Source organism: Mesorhizobium sp. B2-2-4 (genome assembly GCF_006442375.1).
Classification (GTDB): Bacteria; Pseudomonadota; Alphaproteobacteria; order Rhizobiales; family Rhizobiaceae; genus Mesorhizobium.
Genome location: NZ_VFWB01000003.1, coordinates 232,651 through 249,820, shown reverse-complemented (window position 1 = coordinate 249,820; position 17,170 = coordinate 232,651). Strand labels below are relative to the sequence as shown.

General features: G+C 64.3%; 19 protein-coding genes. 18 read left to right on the top strand and 1 reads right to left on the bottom strand.

The window, feature by feature from the left end; all coding sequences use genetic code 11:
• Positions 1-69: 69 nt before the first annotated feature.
• From FJ959_RS09465 to FJ959_RS09385, 17 genes are all read left to right on the top strand, one after another.
• On the top strand, positions 70-381 hold the full coding sequence (locus tag FJ959_RS09465; RefSeq protein WP_140523850.1) for a (2Fe-2S)-binding protein: 312 nt from the start codon (positions 70-72) through the stop codon (positions 379-381).
• Positions 347-832, top strand: a complete 486-nt coding sequence (gene bfr / locus FJ959_RS09460; RefSeq protein ID WP_140496826.1) for a bacterioferritin — start codon at positions 347-349, stop codon at positions 830-832. The genes FJ959_RS09465 and bfr overlap by 35 nt, the downstream gene beginning before the upstream one ends.
• A 12-nt stretch (positions 833-844) precedes the next feature.
• Positions 845-2,440, top strand: coding sequence for a di-heme oxidoredictase family protein (locus FJ959_RS09455; RefSeq protein ID WP_140629802.1), 1,596 nt, complete (start codon positions 845-847; stop codon positions 2,438-2,440).
• Positions 2,440-3,519, top strand: a complete 1,080-nt coding sequence (locus FJ959_RS09450) for an imelysin family protein (protein WP_140629799.1) — start codon at positions 2,440-2,442, stop codon at positions 3,517-3,519. The genes FJ959_RS09455 and FJ959_RS09450 overlap by 1 nt, the downstream gene beginning before the upstream one ends.
• A 2-nt stretch (positions 3,520-3,521) precedes the next feature.
• The gene (locus FJ959_RS09445; protein ID WP_140629797.1) at positions 3,522-4,628 is read left to right on the top strand and encodes a DUF1513 domain-containing protein; all 1,107 of its coding nucleotides are present in this window, start codon (positions 3,522-3,524) and stop codon (positions 4,626-4,628) included.
• Between the two features lie 109 nt (positions 4,629-4,737).
• The gene (gene tsaB / locus FJ959_RS09440; RefSeq protein WP_140629794.1) at positions 4,738-5,415 is read left to right on the top strand and encodes a tRNA (adenosine(37)-N6)-threonylcarbamoyltransferase complex dimerization subunit type 1 TsaB; all 678 of its coding nucleotides are present in this window, start codon (positions 4,738-4,740) and stop codon (positions 5,413-5,415) included.
• On the top strand, positions 5,415-5,909 hold the full coding sequence (gene rimI, locus FJ959_RS09435) for a ribosomal protein S18-alanine N-acetyltransferase (protein WP_140629792.1): 495 nt from the start codon (positions 5,415-5,417) through the stop codon (positions 5,907-5,909). The genes tsaB and rimI overlap by 1 nt, the downstream gene beginning before the upstream one ends.
• A gap of 21 nt (positions 5,910-5,930) precedes the next feature.
• Positions 5,931-6,731, top strand: a complete 801-nt coding sequence (locus FJ959_RS09430) for a lysophospholipid acyltransferase family protein (RefSeq protein WP_140629790.1) — start codon at positions 5,931-5,933, stop codon at positions 6,729-6,731.
• Positions 6,732-6,795: 64 nt separating this feature from the next.
• Positions 6,796-8,205 (top strand): tRNA (N6-isopentenyl adenosine(37)-C2)-methylthiotransferase MiaB, encoded by a 1,410-nt coding sequence (miaB, locus tag FJ959_RS09425; protein WP_140629787.1) that lies wholly within the window; start codon positions 6,796-6,798, stop codon positions 8,203-8,205.
• 83 nt (positions 8,206-8,288) lie between these two features.
• Positions 8,289-9,281 (top strand): PhoH family protein, encoded by a 993-nt coding sequence (locus FJ959_RS09420; RefSeq protein ID WP_224518987.1) that lies wholly within the window; start codon positions 8,289-8,291, stop codon positions 9,279-9,281.
• Between the two features lie 17 nt (positions 9,282-9,298).
• Positions 9,299-9,805 carry an rRNA maturation RNase YbeY gene (gene ybeY / locus FJ959_RS09415; RefSeq protein ID WP_140624828.1) on the top strand — a complete coding sequence of 169 codons (507 nt, stop codon included), beginning with the start codon at positions 9,299-9,301 and terminating at the stop codon, positions 9,803-9,805.
• Between the two features lie 27 nt (positions 9,806-9,832).
• A complete protein-coding gene (locus FJ959_RS09410; RefSeq protein WP_140629784.1) occupies positions 9,833-10,927 on the top strand; it encodes a hemolysin family protein in 1,095 nt (364 codons plus the stop codon).
• 10 nt (positions 10,928-10,937) lie between these two features.
• Positions 10,938-11,405: a VOC family protein gene (locus FJ959_RS09405; protein WP_140496804.1), complete on the top strand. Its 468-nt coding sequence runs from the start codon at positions 10,938-10,940 to the stop codon at positions 11,403-11,405.
• A gap of 199 nt (positions 11,406-11,604) precedes the next feature.
• The gene (lnt, locus tag FJ959_RS09400) at positions 11,605-13,197 is read left to right on the top strand and encodes an apolipoprotein N-acyltransferase (protein ID WP_140629782.1); all 1,593 of its coding nucleotides are present in this window, start codon (positions 11,605-11,607) and stop codon (positions 13,195-13,197) included.
• Positions 13,198-13,335: 138 nt separating this feature from the next.
• Positions 13,336-13,755: a helix-turn-helix transcriptional regulator gene (locus FJ959_RS09395; protein ID WP_140496800.1), complete on the top strand. Its 420-nt coding sequence runs from the start codon at positions 13,336-13,338 to the stop codon at positions 13,753-13,755.
• Positions 13,756-13,924: 169 nt separating this feature from the next.
• On the top strand, positions 13,925-15,190 hold the full coding sequence (metK, locus tag FJ959_RS09390) for a methionine adenosyltransferase (RefSeq protein ID WP_140496798.1): 1,266 nt from the start codon (positions 13,925-13,927) through the stop codon (positions 15,188-15,190).
• 27 nt (positions 15,191-15,217) lie between these two features.
• Positions 15,218-15,919 (top strand): tRNA (guanosine(46)-N(7))-methyltransferase TrmB, encoded by a 702-nt coding sequence (locus FJ959_RS09385; RefSeq protein ID WP_140556714.1) that lies wholly within the window; start codon positions 15,218-15,220, stop codon positions 15,917-15,919.
• A 113-nt stretch (positions 15,920-16,032) separates the two neighbouring features.
• Here FJ959_RS09385 and FJ959_RS09380 read toward each other — a convergent pair whose 3' ends face one another.
• Positions 16,033-16,197 (bottom strand): hypothetical protein, encoded by a 165-nt coding sequence (locus FJ959_RS09380; protein ID WP_140496794.1) that lies wholly within the window; start codon positions 16,195-16,197, stop codon positions 16,033-16,035.
• 294 nt (positions 16,198-16,491) lie between these two features.
• Between FJ959_RS09380 and rimP the strand changes: the two genes are divergently transcribed.
• Positions 16,492-17,139: a ribosome maturation factor RimP gene (gene rimP, locus FJ959_RS09375; protein WP_140557592.1), complete on the top strand. Its 648-nt coding sequence runs from the start codon at positions 16,492-16,494 to the stop codon at positions 17,137-17,139.
• Positions 17,140-17,170: the final 31 nt, after the last annotated feature.

The following is a 17,170-nucleotide window of genomic DNA, read 5'->3' as shown; positions in this document are numbered from 1 at the left end:
CTTCGGCGCGGGGAAGATAGAGTCAAGCCACACGGCGCGGAAGGCGCCGTCAGCCATCCGAGCAAGTTTATGCTGATCTGCCATTGCAACATCATCACCGAGAAGGAGATTGAGCAGACGATCGTCGGGCTGCTGGACCAGGATCCCTGGCAGCTCATCGTGCCGGCAAAAGTCTATCACGCCATGCACAAGCGCGGTCGCTGTTGCGGCTGCTTCCCAAATGTGGTCGAAACGATCATTCGGGTCACCGAGAACTACCACGCCCGCTCGCAGGCGAGCGGCGTGGACATCGTTTCACATCTGGATCGCGTCAGAGGCCTGCGCGTCCAATACGGGAGCAGAACCCATGAAAGGCGAACCACAGATCATCGAGCGGCTTAACGAGGCTCTGTTCCTGGAGCTTGGTGCCGTCAATCAGTATTGGGTCCATTTCCGTCTGCTGGAGGACTGGGGATACGCCAAGCTCGCCAAGAAGGAACGCGCCGAATCGATCGAGGAGATGCACCATGCCGACAAGCTCGTGGCCCGGATCATCTTCCTGGAAGGGCACCCCAATCTGCAGTCCGTGGCGCCGCTGCGTATCGGACAGAACGTGAAGGAAGTGCTCGAATCCGACCTTGCCGGCGAGTATGACGCTCGCACCGCCTACAAGCGCTCGCGCGAGGTCTGCAACGAAGCCGGCGACTATGTCAGCATGAAACTGTTCGAGGAACTCTTGGCCGACGAGGAGGGGCACATCGACTTCCTCGAGACGCAGCTCGATCTGCTTGCCTCGATCGGCGAGGAAAAATACGGCCAGCTCAATGCCGCATCGGCGGACGAGGCGGAGTAAGGGCATGCGGGAATGCGGCGCACCCTAGCATTGCTGCGCCGCTGGCGGCGGGCCGAAGGCCTGTTGTCAAACAGAAAACCGGGAAGCGTCGTGCTTTCCGGTTCGGCCGCCATCATTCTTTTGACCTTCGCCACGGGCGGGTCCGGCTCGCAGCAGCCCGCCAATTTCGCCGCCACGCGCACCGACCTCAGCCCGAAGGATCAGGCGCGCGTCACAGCCGTTACCAGGCCGACCAAGGACTTCTCGAAACCCGAGCAGTTCGAATTGATGCAAGGCGGCGCCGGCACATCCAGGAAGGACGTCAACCGCGATTCCTTCTCGCAATCGTCGGCCAACATCACCTTCGAGGAAGAAGGCACCTTCAAGCTGGGCAACGCCCTGTTCCGCAAGAATTGGGTCTCGTCGCCGTCCTCGACGCAGGCTTCCGACGGGCTCGGACCGCTGTTCAACGAACGCGCCTGCCAGAACTGTCATCTGAAGGACGGCCGCGGCCGTCCGCCGCAAGGCACCGGCAGCACGTCGATGTTCCTGCGGCTGGCGCGCGAGGCGAGCACCGAGGAGGAGAAGGCTGGGCTTGCCGACCACAGGCTGCTCAACATCCCCGATCCGGTCTACGGTTCGCAGCTGCAGGATCTTGCCGTCCCCGGCCTCCGCGGCGAGGGCCGGATGCGCGTCGATTACAGCGAGGAAAAAGTCGGGCTCGGCGACGGCACCGTGGTTTCGCTGCGCAAGCCCACTTACGCGGTCGATGATCTGGCCTACGGCCCGCTCGATCCGCGCACCACGCTGTCGCCGCGCCTGACGCCGCCGATGATCGGGCTTGGCCTCATCGAGCAGATCGCGCCCGCTGATATACTCGCCCATGCCGATCCGAACGACCGGGACGGCGACGGCATTTCCGGCAGGCCGAACATCGTGCGCGACGGCATGAGCGGCGAGCTCACCCTTGGTCGTTTCGGCTGGAAGGCGCAGACCGCGTCGATCCGCCAGCAGGCCGCGGATGCCTTTGCCGGCGACATCGGCATCTCGACGCCGGAGGAGCCCAAACATTGGGGCGACTGCACCGCCGCCGAGAAGGATTGCTTTGCCATGCCGGATGGCGTGCAGGAGCGGCTCGGTCAGGCCGAGGCGCCGGCGCCGGTCATGGACCTCGTCACCTTCTATTCGCAGAACCTGGCCGTGCCGGCACGCCGCGACCTCGGCGCCCCTGATGTGCTCGCCGGCAAGAAATTGTTCTACGAGATCGGCTGCGTTTCCTGCCACGCGCCGAAATTCGTAACCCGCCGCGACGCGCCCAACAAGGCGCAGGCCTTCCAGCTTATCTGGCCCTATTCCGACTTCCTGCTGCACGACATGGGCCCCGGCCTTGCCGACGGCCAGGCGGTGGGCGAGGCGACGGGCAACGAATGGCGCACGCCGCCGCTATGGGGCATAGGCCTCACCGAAACGGTCAACGGCAACAATTTTTATCTGCACGATGGCCGCGCCCGCAGCCTGGTCGAGGCGATTCTTTGGCATGGCGGCGAGGGCCAGAAATCGCGCGACCGCTTCGCCGCCGCCGATGCGGCCGACCGCGATGCCTTGGTCAAATTCCTGGAGTCCCTGTGATGTTGAAGCGTTCCGCGCTGGTAATCCTTCTTCCTCTGGCCCTGCTGGGCGTCAGCCCCACATCGGCGGCGGTGAAGGCCACCGACGTCATCCAGCGGGCAATCGACGGCTTTGTCCGGCCGGCCTATGCCAGTCTGCACGACCGCGCGGCGGGCTTGAACAAGGCGATGCACGCGCTTTGCGAAAAACCCTCAAAGGGCGATCTCGATGCGGCACGCGCCGAATTCTCGCGCACGGTGGATGCCTGGTCGTCGGCCGAGATCATCGGGTTCGGCCCGATCAAGGAAAACAACCGGCTGGAGCGAATGCTGTTTTGGCCGGATCGCAAAAGCATCGGCCTGAAACAGGTGCAGGCCGCGCTGGCGGCCCAAGACCCGAGCGCCACCGATCCGGCACAGCTTTCCGGCAAGAGCGTCGCCATGCAGGGGCTCGGCGCCTTGGAGTTCGTGCTCTACGGTGACGGCGCCGATGCGCTTGCCGGCAAGAACGATCCCTATCGCTGCGCCTATGGCGCGGCGGTTGCCGGCAACATCGAAACCATGGCCGGCGATGTCGCCGACGCCTGGAACAGGCCGGACGGCTTTGCGGCGCTCTGGGCCAATCCGGGGCCGCAGAATCCGCTCTATCGCGACGGCACGGAAGCGGTGACGGAACTGGTCGGCATCTTCATCAACGAGCTGGACATGGTTCGCGACGTGCGCCTGAAAGGCTTCCTGGGCGGCAAGCCGGAGACGGACAAGCCGAAACAGGCGATCTACTGGCGTTCGCAAAACACCACCAATTCGCTGGCCGGAAACCTTGCCGGCATCGACGGGCTGTTCGAGGCCTCGAAGCTCGGCGATGCGCTGCCGGCCGATGCGCGCTGGATGGCGGAATCGATCCGTATCCAGCTGGTCAACGGCGTCGCCACCGCGAAGTCGGTCCAGGGCCCGATCGACATGGCGCTCGCCGACCCGGCGCTGCGCGCAAAGCTCGAGCATCTCGCGCTGATCACCTCCAGCCTGTCGACCCTGTTCGGCACCAGGCTGACCGCCGAATTCGGCCTGACCGCCGGTTTTTCCTCGCTGGATGGGGACTGAGCGTGAAAACCTCCCTCATTGACCGTCGCGATTTCCTGAGAGCCGCGGGCATCGGTTTTGCCGCCGCGATGGCGCCGCCGGCCTGGGCAAATACGCTTGCCGCCGATGCCGTCTTCGCCACCGCCTTCGTCAAGCGCGACGGCAGCTATGGCGCCGCAATCCTGTCCGAGGCCGGCAAGCTCCTGCACGCGATCGACTTGCCCGACCGCGGCCACGACGTCACCTTCGATCCCATATCGAAGCGCTCAGTGGTGTTCGCCCGCCAGCCCGGCACCTTCGCCGTGGTCTTCGATCACGCCGGGCGCGATGAACCGCTGACCATCGCCAGCATCACCGGCCGGCATTTCTTCGGCCATGGCGTGTTCTCCCCGGACGGCGCCTTGCTTTATGCCACCGAGAACGATTTCGACAACGCGACCGGCGTCGTCGGCGTCTACGACGCGCGGGCGAAATTCAAGCGCCTTGGTGAATTCCCGACCTATGGCATGGGACCCCACGAGCTTCTGCTCCTGGGCGACGGCAGGACGATCGCCGTTGCCAATGGCGGCATCGAGACTCATCCCGATTATGGCCGCGCCGAGCTCAACATCGCCACCATGAAGCCGTCCTATGTGCTCATCGACCGTGTCACCGGCGATCTGGTCGAGAAGCACGAATTGCCGGCGGCGCTGCACCAGCTGTCGATCCGCCACATGGACACCGACCAGACCGGCACCGTCTGGTTCGGCTGCCAGTACAGGGGGCCCGGCACCGACCGTCCGCTGCTGGTCGGCCGCGCCGCGCGCGGCAAGGATTTGCAGCTCCTCGACATGCCGCGGGATGTCCTGTCCGGCTTCCGCAACTATATCGGTTCCGTCGCCGCCAATCCGGTTGCCGGCACCATTGCCGTCTCTTCGCCGGAAGGCAATTCGCTTGTGGTGATCGATGCGGCGAGCGGGCGGCTCGTCTCGTCAAGCGCACTGGTCGAGGTCTGCGGCGTGGCGCCAGACGGGACGGGTTTCATGGCTACCACCGGAGCCGGCGAAATCGTCGAGGGCAATGGCGCGACACGGTCCGAACCGGACTACGTCTGGGACAACCATATGCTGCGCATACAGCCGGCCGCATAGACACCTTCCCGCTGCGTCGGAGCGAAGCCGCTTAAGAAATTATGCGCTTTCCCCTTGCGGTGGCGCGCTGTGGCAGGCACAGGGAATTGTTTTTCGAACCGGTCGTTTCATGAAAGTGCTCGCCATCGACTGTGCCGCCAACCTCTGCGCCGCCTGCGTCTATGATGCCGTGGCGAGGCAGGAACTCGGCCGCGCGGTGCTCGATTTAGGCAAGGGCCATGCCGAGCATCTGATGGCAGTCATCGCCGAGGCGCTGAAGGCCGGCGCAACCGCCTATGCCGGCCTTGGCGCCATCGCCGTCTCCGTCGGCCCCGGTTCCTTCACCGGTCTGCGTGTCGGGGTTTCCACGGCGCGTGGCCTGGCGCTGGCGCTCAAGGTGCCTGCAATCGGCGTGACGACGCTCGAGGCGCTGGCAGCCGAGGCGGCACGGGCATTTCCCGGGCGCGCCGTGCTGGCCGCGCTCGATGCCGGCCGCGAGGAGATCCATGCCGCTCTCTATGATGAGATGTCGGTTTTGACTTACGGTCCGGCCGTGGTCACACTGGCGGATGCCGTGGCCATGGCGAGCGAGCGGTCTTCGGTGCTCGCCGGAACCGCCGCGACGCGGATCGCGGCATCCGCCGGACGCTCCTTCGACATCGGACCCGAGACGGCGACCGCGGACATTCTCACTTACGCCCGCCTGGCGGTCGCCAAGGGCGACGGCGAGAGGCCGAAACCTCTTTATCTGCGCGGCGCCGACGCCAAGCCGCAGGCCGGGTTCATACTTTCCAGGCAAGGGAAATAATGCGCATACCTTTTCTCCAGTCGCGCCGCCGCGATTACGCGCTCGAACCGCTCAGGACCACCGACAGTCCGGCGGTCTCGCTGCTGCACCGCGAGGACTTCGTCCGCCCCTGGACCGATGGCGAGTTCGCGGCCTTGCTCGAACAGGACACCGTGTTCGGCTATGCCGCGCGCGAAACCGGGCAGGGCGCCAAGCCGCCGGTCGGCTTCGTGCTGGCCCGGCTGGCGGCCGGCGAAGGCGAGATCCTGACCGTTGCAGTGGCGCGGTCGCATCGCCGCCAGGGGCTCGGCTGGCAGTTGATGGACGCGGTGCTGCGCGAACTGCACGCGCAACGCGCCGAAGCGCTCTTCCTCGAGGTCGACGAGACCAATGTCGCCGCGATCGCCCTCTACAGGCGTCTCGGATTCCGCGAGGTCGGCAAGCGCCCCAACTATTACAGGTCGCCCGAGCATGGACCGACCGGCGCGCTTGTCATGCGCCGCGATCTTCGCTAGCCAGGGTTTCGGGGTGGAGCGATGATCGGAAAAATCAGGATTCTCCTGGCGATAGGGCTGGTCGTCGCCGGTTCGCTGATCCTGGTGCCTTTGCAGGTCCTGTCGATGAAGACCGGCTGGTGGCCGGAAACCTTCATCCTTAAGATCTGGCACAGGCTGATCGTCAGGGCGCTCGGCATGCGCATCCATGTAAACGGCACGATGTCCGACCGCCGCCCCTTGTTGATTGCCTCAAATCACATCTCCTGGACCGACATCATGGTGCTGGGTTCGTTTGCCGATGTGAAGTTCATCGCCAGGGCCGACATGGAAGGCTGGCCGCTGATCGGCATGCTGTCGAAGCTGCAGCGCACCGTCTTCATCGAGCGTGAGCGCAAGCGCTCGTCCGGCGACCAGGCGAGCGAGATCGCCAACCGCATGGCCAAGGGCGATGCCATGGTGCTGTTTGCCGAGGGCTCGACGGGCGACGGCAACATCGTCCTGCCCTTCAAGAGCACGCTGTTCGGTGCCGCCTCAATGGCGATTTCGGAGGGCGCGGCGGAGCAGGTCTTCATCCAGCCGGTAGCGATCGCCTATACCCGGTTGCATGGCGTGCCGCTCGGCCGCCGGCACCGGCCGATCGCGGCGTGGATCGGCGACGAGGATCTGATGCCGCACCTCAAGGTGCTGATGGCCGAAGGCGCGCTCGATGTCGAGGTGCATTTCGGCGAACCGATCGCCTTCGCCAAGGGGTCGAACCGGAAGGAAACGGCGAAGCTGATGGAAAGCCGCGTGCGCGAAATGATGCAGGCGGCACTGGCCGCGCCGCGCCCGAGCCGCTGAATCCCGAAGGCCCCCAGGCAGAATCGTCTGTTTTTTGTCGCGGAAAGGCGTTAGAAGCCGCCGGATGGACTTGAACACGGTTGAAACCGACGACATCGGCACTGCGGCTGGACAGCAGCCAGTGATTTCCGCGGCAGCGAAAAAGGTCTTCGTCAAGACTTATGGCTGCCAGATGAACGTCTATGACTCGCAGCGCATGACAGATGCGCTGGCCGCCGACGGCTACACGGCGACGCAGACCATCGGCGAAGCCGATCTGGTGCTGCTAAACACCTGCCATATCAGGGAAAAAGCGGCTGAAAAGGTCTATTCCGAGCTCGGCCGCATCCGCGAAATGAAGGCCGAACGCGCCGCCGCCGGCCGCGAATTGCTGATCGGCGTCGCGGGTTGCGTGGCGCAGGCCGAAGGCGCCGAGATCATCCGCCGCTCGCCCGCCGTCGACCTGGTCATCGGCCCGCAGACCTATCACCGGCTGCCGGACGTACTGGCCAGGGTGCGCGGCGGCGAGAAGATCGTCGAAACCGACTACGCCATTGAGGACAAGTTCGAGCACTTGCCGCAGCCGAAGCGCGCCGAGGTGATCAAGCGCGGCGTCACCGCCTTCCTCACCGTCCAGGAGGGCTGCGACAAGTTCTGCACCTTCTGCGTCGTGCCCTACACCAGGGGGTCCGAAGTGTCGCGGCCGGTGGCACAGATCGTCGCCGAAGCCGAGCGCCTGGCGGAAGCCGGGGTGCGCGAGGTGACGCTGCTTGGCCAGAACGTCAATGCCTGGCATGGGCAAGGCGAAAACGGCGAGGAATGGGGCCTTGGCCGCCTTCTGTTCAGGCTGGCCGAAATTCCCGGGCTGGCGCGCCTGCGCTACACCACGAGCCACCCGCGCGACATGGACGACGAGCTGATAGCGGCCCATCGCGACCTGCCGGCACTGATGCCGTATCTGCATCTGCCGGTGCAATCCGGGTCCGACCGCATCCTGAAGGCGATGAACCGCAGGCACACGGCGGATGATTATCTGGCGCTGCTCGACCGCATCCGCGCCGTGCGGCCCGATATCGCGCTGTCGGGCGATTTCATCGTCGGTTTCCCCGGCGAGACCGAGGCGGATTTCGAGGCGACGATGGAGCTGGTGCGCCAGGTGAACTACGCCTCGGCCTTCTCGTTCAAATATTCGCCGCGCCCCGGCACGCCGGGCGCCGAGATGGCCGGCCATGTGCCGGAAGCGGTCAAGGACGAGCGTTTGCAGCGGCTCCAGGCGCTGCTTTTGAAGCAGCAGCAGGATTTCGGCTTGAGTCTCGTCGGCCGCACCATAGATACGCTGATTGAGAAGCCAGGTCGCCAGGCCGGCCAGAAGGTCGGACGCTCACCTTGGCTTCAGCCCGTTATTGTTGATGAAAAGGCCGGCGAAATCGGTGACATTATCCAGGTGCGAATCACGAAGACGGGTTACAATAGCCTGTTCGCCGAATTGGTCTGATGACCTCGGCAGATGAGGAGAGACGGTTGAGCGCAGCGGAGCTGAAGAACCTGCCCCCGGTACCGGCATCTGGGGCTTCTGACATGGCGCACATCGTACTGACTTTCGACAACAACAAGCTTGCCAGCGCCCTCTACGGCCAGTTCGACGAGAACCTCGCCCGGCTCGAGCAGAAACTGGGCGTCGACATCCGCTCGCGCGGCAACCAGCTGACCATCAAGGGATCGGCTTCCGCCGCCGAGCAGGCCCGCCGGGCGCTCGACAATCTCTACGGCATTCTCCAGAAGGGGGTGGATATCGGCCAGTCCGATGTCGACGGCGCCGTGCGCATGGCGGTCGCCGCCGATGACCAGCTCACGCTGCCGACGCTGGAGCGCAAGGGCAAGGTTTCCGCCGCCCAGATCTCGACGCGCAAGAAGACGATCTACGCCCGCTCGCTCACGCAGGATGCCTATATGCGGGCGCTGGAGCGCTCGGAACTGGTGTTCGGCATCGGCCCGGCCGGTACCGGCAAAACCTACCTGGCGGTGGCGCATGCGGCGATGCTGCTCGAACGCGGCATGGTCGAGCGCATCGTGCTGTCGCGGCCTGCCGTCGAGGCCGGCGAGCGGCTGGGCTTCCTGCCCGGCGACATGAAGGAGAAGGTCGATCCCTATCTGCGGCCGCTCTACGACGCGCTCTATGACATGATGCCGGCCGACAAGGTAGAACGCGCCATCGCCGCCGAGGTGATCGAGATCGCACCGCTCGCCTTCATGCGCGGCCGCACGCTGGCACACGCCGCCGTCATCCTCGACGAGGCGCAGAACACCACGCCGATGCAGATGAAGATGTTCCTCACTCGTCTGGGCGAGAATTCGCGCATGATCGTCACCGGCGACCCGACGCAGATCGACCTACCGCAGAACACCAAGTCCGGCCTTGTCGAGGCGCTCCGGATCCTCGATGGTGTGACCGGCATGGTGACGGTCCGCTTCAATGAAGGCGACGTCGTCAGGCATCCGCTGGTCGCCGAGATCGTCAAGGCCTACGACCGTGACGGCAAGCTCGCCCGCGGTCTGGGGACCGAAGGCTGATTTGATCGAGCGACCTCATGGTTGAGCCCGAAACGCCGAACGGGCCGGCTCCGCCGCTGCCCGTCGACATCGATCTGACGGTCGAGGCCGGGCATTGGCCGGACGAAGCCGAGCTTGTCCGGCTGGTCGGCGCCGCCGCCGCCGCTGCATTCGCCGAGACGGGCCCCACGGGCCATTCCGAACTCAGCGTCGTTTTTTCCGACGATGCCCATGTCCAGGCGCTCAATGCCGGCTGGCGCGGCAAGGACAAGCCGACCAACGTCTTGTCTTTTCCGGCTTTTCCTTTCCCCAAGGGCGGTCCCCTGCCGCCGATGCTCGGCGATATCGTGCTGGCCGCGGAGACGGTGGCGCGCGAGGCGGGACTGGAAGACAAGCCGCTGGAGAACCATATTTCCCATCTCGTCATCCACGGCCTGCTGCATCTCATGGGCCATGATCACGAGACCGATGCCGAGGCCGAGGAGATGGAGGCCGTCGAGCGCGCCGCGCTCGCCAGACTTGCCATTCCCGATCCCTACGCGTAACTACAAAACACCAATTGACGGACGAAGATGAACGACAAACCTGAAACTGCCGTCCGCCCCGACACCGGCAGTGCGACCAAGGCTTCCGACACGTCGGAAGAGGGATCAAGTCCGAGTACCGTTACCCCTGGTGTTGCCAACACCGGCAGCGTCGCCAGTGAGCCGTCGCCTGCCGGGCCTTCCCTGTTCAACCGCGTTCTGGGCCTGTTCAGGCAACGCAACGGAACCAGCCTGCGCGAGGAGATCGCCGGCGCGCTCGCCGAGACGACGAGCGATGTCGAATCCTTTTCGCCGGGCGAACGCGCCATGCTCAACAACATCCTGCGGCTGCGCGAGGTGCGCGTCGAGGACGTCATGGTGCCGCGCGCCGACATCGAGGCGGTCGAGATCACGACCACGCTTGGCGATCTGCTTGGCATGTTCGAGCAGTCCGGCCATTCCCGCATGCCGGTCTATGCCGAGACGCTCGACGACCCGCGCGGCATGGTCCATATCCGCGACGTGCTGGCCCATATCACCAAGATTGCGCGCGTCAGGAAAGGCCGGGCGACCAGGAAGACACCCGCCGCCACGGTTCTCGACCTCACCCAGGTCGACCTCTCGCGCACCATAGGCGAACTGAACCTGATCCGGCCGGTGCTGTTCGTGCCCCCGTCCATGCTGGCCTCCGATCTGATGGGCCGCATGCAGACGACCCGCACGCAGATGGCGCTGGTCATCGACGAGTATGGCGGCACCGACGGGCTTGTCTCGCTCGAGGACATCGTCGAGATGGTGGTCGGCGACATCGAGGACGAGCACGACGACGACGAGCCGATGATCACCCAGACCGGTGAAGGCGTGTTCGTCGTCGACGGCAAGGCCGAGATCGACGAGGTTGCCAAGATGATCGGCGGGGATTTCGCCGCCGGCGAACATGGCGAGTATGTCGACACCATCGGCGGCATGATCTTCAACACGCTTGGCCGGGTGCCGGCGCGCGGCGAGGTGGTGCAGGCCATCCCTGGCTTCGAGTTCCATGTGCTCGACGCCGATCCGCGCCGCGTCAAGCGCGTGCGCATCGTGCAGAACCAGAAGGGCGAACGTCGCCGCCGCGCCGCGGCGCGCACCGAGCAGGCTTAAGCGCCTGCGGATGACCGAAGACCCCTTCAAGCACGCCGCCTTGGGATCCGGCGTGTTCTACAGGGATCCGCGGGCCGCGCTGGATTGGCTGGAGGCAGCTTTCGGCTTCGAGCGCAGCATGGTGGTCAGCGATGCCGACGGCAAGCTCGTCCATTCCGAGATGCGGTTCGGCGACTGCTACATCATTGTCGATTCCGAATGGAGCGACTACGTCGCCAGCCCGGCCTCGGTCTCGGGCAAGAACACGCAGTCGGTCTATGTCAGGCTGAAAGACGGCATTGATGCACATTGCGAGCAGGCGCGGACGGCGGGTGCCGGTATAATCCAGGAGCCGGCGGACCAGTTCTACGGCGAGCGCCAGTATCGGGCGCGCGATCCCGAGGGCCATGTCTGGACCTTCACCCAGACCATCCGCTCCGTTCCGCTGGAAGAGGCCGAACGGCTCGGCGACGTGCGCATAGAAGGGTGGCACCGCTGATCCATGTCGCCCTAAGTAACTTCGGTTTGGGAGGAGGACATGCACAAAAACAAAGACCTAAGGCGCGTCGTCTGATCAGTTCAAACGCGATGCGCTCCAGCAGTGGTGAGTGGGTTTCACGGCAGACCACCCGAAGTTTGGAGCGCAGGCCGCGGCCTGATAAATCTGCTGCCGTGATTCGCACGACTCGGAACAATGCATGAACCGCCTGGCCGGCCGGATAATTCTGTTTTGGGGTTGGCGGCGTGCTCTCGTGGCGTTCCTCGCGGGCGCCCTGGCGGTGCTCGGCCAGGCGCCGTACGATTTCTTTGCCGCTTGTTTCATTTCGTTTCCGCTGCTGGTCTGGCTGCTCGACGGGGCGACCGGTGAGGCCTCGGGCAGCCTGTTTGCGCGGCTGCGGCCGGCCTTTGCCGTCGGCTGGTGGTTCGGCTTCGGCTATTTCCTCGCCGGCCTGTGGTGGATCGGCTCGGCCCTGCTTGTAGAGGCCGACAGTTTCGCCTGGGCGCTGCCCTTCGCGGTGGTCGGCATCCCCTTTGCATTGGCCTTCTTCTACGGCTTTGCGGCCATGGTCGCCCGGCTCCTGTGGAGCAACGACATCGGCCGCATCGCGGCCCTGGCCGCCGCCTTCGGGCTGGCCGAGTGGCTGCGCGGCTTCCTGTTCACCGGCTTTCCCTGGAATGCGATCGGCTACGCGGCGATGCCGGTGCCCCTGCTGATGCAGAGCGTCTCGGTCACCGGGATGGTCGGCATGAACGTGCTCGCCGTGTTCGTCTTCTCGCTGCCGGCGCTGCTGGCGGCGCGCACGCATCTTCGTCTTGGCGTCGCGCTGCTTGTCGTGCTCGTCGCCGCTCATGCCGGCTTCGGCTATCTCAGGCTCAACGCTCCGGCCGCGCCGGAGGCCCGCACGATCGATGTGCGCATCGTCCAGCCGGCCGTCGACCTTTCGGAAAAGTGGGACGCCTCGGTGCGCGGCCGTATCTTCGCCACCTTGATAGGCCTGTCGGCCAAGGCGCCGGACCCCGGCCATGAAAAGCCGCAACTGATCCTGTGGCCCGAAACCTCGGTCCCGTTCCTCCTCACCGAGCGGCCGGACGCTTTGACCGCACTGGGCGACATGCTGGACGCCGGCCAGATGCTGATCGCCGGCGTCGTGCGCGAGGAAGGCGGTGCGGCGGCCGGTGCCGGCAGCCGCTACTACAACTCCGTGGTGGCGATCAACGACAAGGGCGAAATCGCTGACGCCGTCGACAAGGTCCATCTGGTGCCGTTCGGCGAATACCTGCCTTTCGCCGACCTGCTCGATCGTTTCGGCATCGAACAACTGGTCGCTGGCCCGGTGACCTTCACGGCAGGCAATGAGCGGCATGCGATCACGCTGCCGGATGGCGTCCGCGCCTTGCCCTTCATCTGTTACGAAGTGATCTTTCCCGAACTGGTGGCGGTTGACGCAACGTCAGCGCAGCTTATTGTCAACGTTACCAACGATGCGTGGTTCGGCGATACGCCGGGTCCCTATCAGCATTTCAGGCAGGCTCAGATTCGCGCGGTGGAGAACGGGTTGCCCTTGTTGCGTGCGGCCAACAACGGCATCTCGGCGGTTGTCGACCCACGGGGGCGCATCGTCGATGCGCTGGCGATCGACGCGCGCGGGGCCATCGACGTCCGTGTGCCAATCTCGCGGCAAGCTGTCGTGTCCGCCGGCCAGCTGCGCATTAACGGAATGCTGATCATGTTGCTGTTTGCCCTGGCTGCCGTCCTGTTCAATGTAAGGCAAAGGCTACGGGTGAATTGACAGTCGACACATTAGAAACTCATACTGTAACGCCTGAAAATTTCTCGAAGCCGGTGGATCGTTCTGTTGGGGCAGTCGCCTCCGGCTTTGTTTGGGTAGGAAAAAATCACAAAGCCGAAAAAATTCGGCGAGGAAAAAATGACAGAAGATAACAAGAAGAAACCGAATCCGATCGACATCCATGTTGGAAGTCGCATCCGGCTTCGCCGCAATATGTTGGGAATGAGCCAAGAAAAACTAGGCGAGAACCTCGGCATCACATTTCAGCAGATACAGAAATATGAAAAGGGCACCAACCGTGTCGGCGCAAGCCGCCTGCAGGCGATAGCATCCATACTCGGCGTGCCTGTCGCCTTCTTTTTCGAGGATGCGCCGGGCCAGGAGAGCCCGGCCGGCCGCGGTTTCGCGGAGGATGCTTCAATGGCTTTCGCCGTGGAATTCTGCGGCAGCCCGGAGGGCCTTCAGCTCAACCGGGCCTTCGTCAAGATCGCCGACGTCAAGGTGCGTCGCAGGATCATAGACCTGGTGAAGTCGCTGGCGTCCGAAGATTCCGACTGATCCGCAACAGGACTCGAACCGGCGGCATTCCGGCCGCTGGTGGTACAAAATATCGACATCGACATCCATGCCAGAAGGGCGGCACCGCTTGACGAGCGGCGCTTCGCCCCGCTAACACGTGGCGCGCCAAATCGGCAGCCTGCCGATCGTTTTTCAAGAGGGGACACCCGTGACGCGGCAGAACTACTTCTTTACCTCGGAATCCGTTGCCGAGGGCCATCCCGACAAAGTCTGTGACCGGATATCCGACGAGATCGTCGACCTGGTCTACCGTGAGGCCAAGAAGACGGGCATGGACCCGTGGAAAGTCCGCGTCGCCTGCGAGACGCTGGCGACCACCAACCGCGTCGTCATCGCCGGCGAGGTGCGCGTTCCCGAGACGCTGCTGAAGAAGGACAAGGAAGGCAACATCCTGAGGGATGCCGCCGGCCATCCGGTCGTCAACCCGGCGAAGTTCAAGTCGGTCGCCCGCAAGGCGATCCGCGAGATCGGCTATGAGCAGGCCGGTTTCCACTGGAAAAAGGCCAAGATCGACGTTCTGTTGCATGGCCAGTCGCCCGACATCGGCCAAGGCGTCGACAATGCCTCCGACCGCCAGGGCGAGGAGGGTGCCGGCGACCAGGGCATCATGTTTGGCTATGCCTGCCGCGAGACGCCGGACCTGATGCCGGCACCGATCTACTACAGCCACAAGATCCTCGAACTCCTGGCCGCCGCCCGCCACCAGAACAACGGCGATGCCGGCAAGCTCGGGCCGGACGCCAAGAGCCAGGTCACCGTCCGCTATATCGACGGCAAGGCCGCCGAAGCGACGCAGATCGTGCTGTCGACCCAGCACCTCGATGCGAGCTGGGATTCCAAGAAGGTGCGCAAGGTCGTCGAGCCCTATATCCGCGAGGCATTGGGTGACCTCAAGATCGCCGACGATTGCATGTGGTACATCAATCCGACCGGCAAGTTCGTCATCGGCGGGCCTGATGGCGACGCCGGGCTGACCGGCCGCAAGATCATCGTCGACACCTATGGCGGCGCCGCACCCCATGGCGGCGGCGCCTTCTCGGGCAAGGACACCACCAAGGTCGACCGTTCGGCCGCTTATGCGGCGCGCTACCTGGCCAAGAACGTTGTGGCGGCGAAACTTGCCGACCGCTGCACCATCCAGCTTTCCTACGCCATCGGCGTCGCCCAGCCCTTGTCGGTCTATGTCGACCTGCACGGCACCGGTAAGGTCGACGAGGCAAGGCTCGAGGAGGCGCTGCGCACTGTGATGGACCTGTCGCCGTCCGGCATCCGCCGCCACCTCGACCTCAACAAGCCGATCTACGCCAAGACCTCGTCCTACGGTCATTTCGGCCGCAAGGCCGGCCGCGACGGATCTTTTTCCTGGGAAAAGACCGATCTCGCCAAGGCGCTCAAGGATGCTGTCGCTGCCTGAGGGCGGCGACAGGACCTTGATCAGCCGATGAGTTCCGGGGACAGGCCAAGCCGCGCGACAGAAGCCTTCTTCGGCCGTCGGCGCGGCAAGCCGGTTCGCCCGCAGCAGGCGGCGGCGCTGGAAAGCGGCCTCGACACCTATCGGCTCGATCTGACGACCGAGGCGCCGTCGGATCTGCGGGCTCTGTTCGAAGCCGATGTTTCCGCCGTTCGCCTCGAAATCGGCTTTGGCGGCGGCGAGCATCTCCTGCATCGCGCGACCGAAGCGCCGATGACCGGCTTTATCGGTGTCGAGCCCTTCGTCAACGGCATGGCCAAGATGATGATGGCGATGCGGGAAAAGCCGCTGGCCAACCTCAGGGTCTACGACGACGACGCCACGCGGCTGCTCGACTGGCTGCCGCAGGCCTCGCTCGATGGCATCGACCTGCTCTATCCCGATCCGTGGCCGAAGAAGAAGCACTGGAAGCGCCGTTTCGTCAGCCCGGTCAATCTCGATCGTTTCGCACGCGTTGTGAAGCGTGGCGGCGAATTCCGTTTCGCTTCCGACATCGACACCTATGTGAACTGGACCCTGCTGCATTGCCGTGCGCATGGCGGTTTCGCCTGGCAGGCTTCAGAGGCCGTCGACTGGCATCGCCCCTACGATGGCTGGCCAGGCACCCGCTACGAGGCGAAAGCCGTCCGCGAGGGCAGGCGGCCGGCCTATCTTACCTTCATCAGGACCTAGGCATCAGGTCCCAGGCATCGGGATTTGGGCATCAGGATCTGGGCCCTTCGTGAGGGAGAGATCTTCAATTGTTGCGGGGACACAGAAATCGAATGTCGCCCGTTGGCCGGAGTTCAGAAACGGCCGATCTTGTCGAAAGCCGTCGGATCCATGCCGAGGCTGCGCAGATCCTGGGCGCGCGGCTTGCGGCCGGCTTCCACCGCCCGCGACGCGGCTACGGCGCTGCCGAATGTGGTGAAGAGATCGCCTATGGCGGAAAAAACCTTGCGGCTGTTCATTGTCATGTCCTTTCGCGTGCGGTGACGCGCTATCGCTGTCGCTTTGTGCAATGCAACATAGATAGGAGCGCGGCTTGAGGACCAACAAGGGCCGTTGCCGCATGGATGGCATGCACCTGGCGCAACCCCAATGCGCCAGGACATTCGCGCAGTTGGGACGGCGGGCTTGAAACACCGGGGCGGATCGTTTATATCAGCCTCAAATTCTTGGTCGGTATGACGAAGAGTGGGTCCACCCGGTCCCGCTCTTTTTTATTACCTGCCGACGGCTAGAGAATGATCGACAGGAATCGAATGACGTCAACGGCAAGCGAGAGCGACGATCGCATCATCCGCGAAAGCGGCATCGATGCACGCATCGCGCTGATCGTCCAGCCGGTGCTGCGCGGCATCGGCTTTCGCCTTGTACGCGTGCATCTGTCCGGCCAGAACGGGCTGACGCTGCAGATCATGGCTGAGCGCGAGGACGGCACCATGACGGTCGAGGATTGCGAAGAGGTGAGCCGTGCGGTGTCGCCGGCGCTCGACGTCGACGATCCCATCGAGAAGGCGTATCATCTCGAAGTCTCATCGCCCGGCATCGACCGGCCGCTGGTGCGCAAATCGGATTTCTCGACCTGGACCGGTCATCTGGTGAAGATGGAAACATCGGTCGTTGTCGCGGATCGCAAGCGCTTCAAGGGCAAGATCGCCGAAGCCGGTGAGAACGATGTGCTGATCGAGCGCGACAAGGCGGCCTACGGTGAGGAGCCGACAGTGCGCGTGCCCTACGACGCCATTGCCGAAGCCCGGCTGATCCTGACCGACGACCTCATCCGTGATGCATTGTCGAAGGACAATAGGGCGCGCAAGGAAGCCAAGAAACGCCGCGGCGAACCGGACGACGACGTACCGGAGGGTACGGAACCGGGCGCTACGGAAGAACACGAACAGGAAAGTTGATTGAGCTGCCAGGCCCCAGGGGCCGGCAACA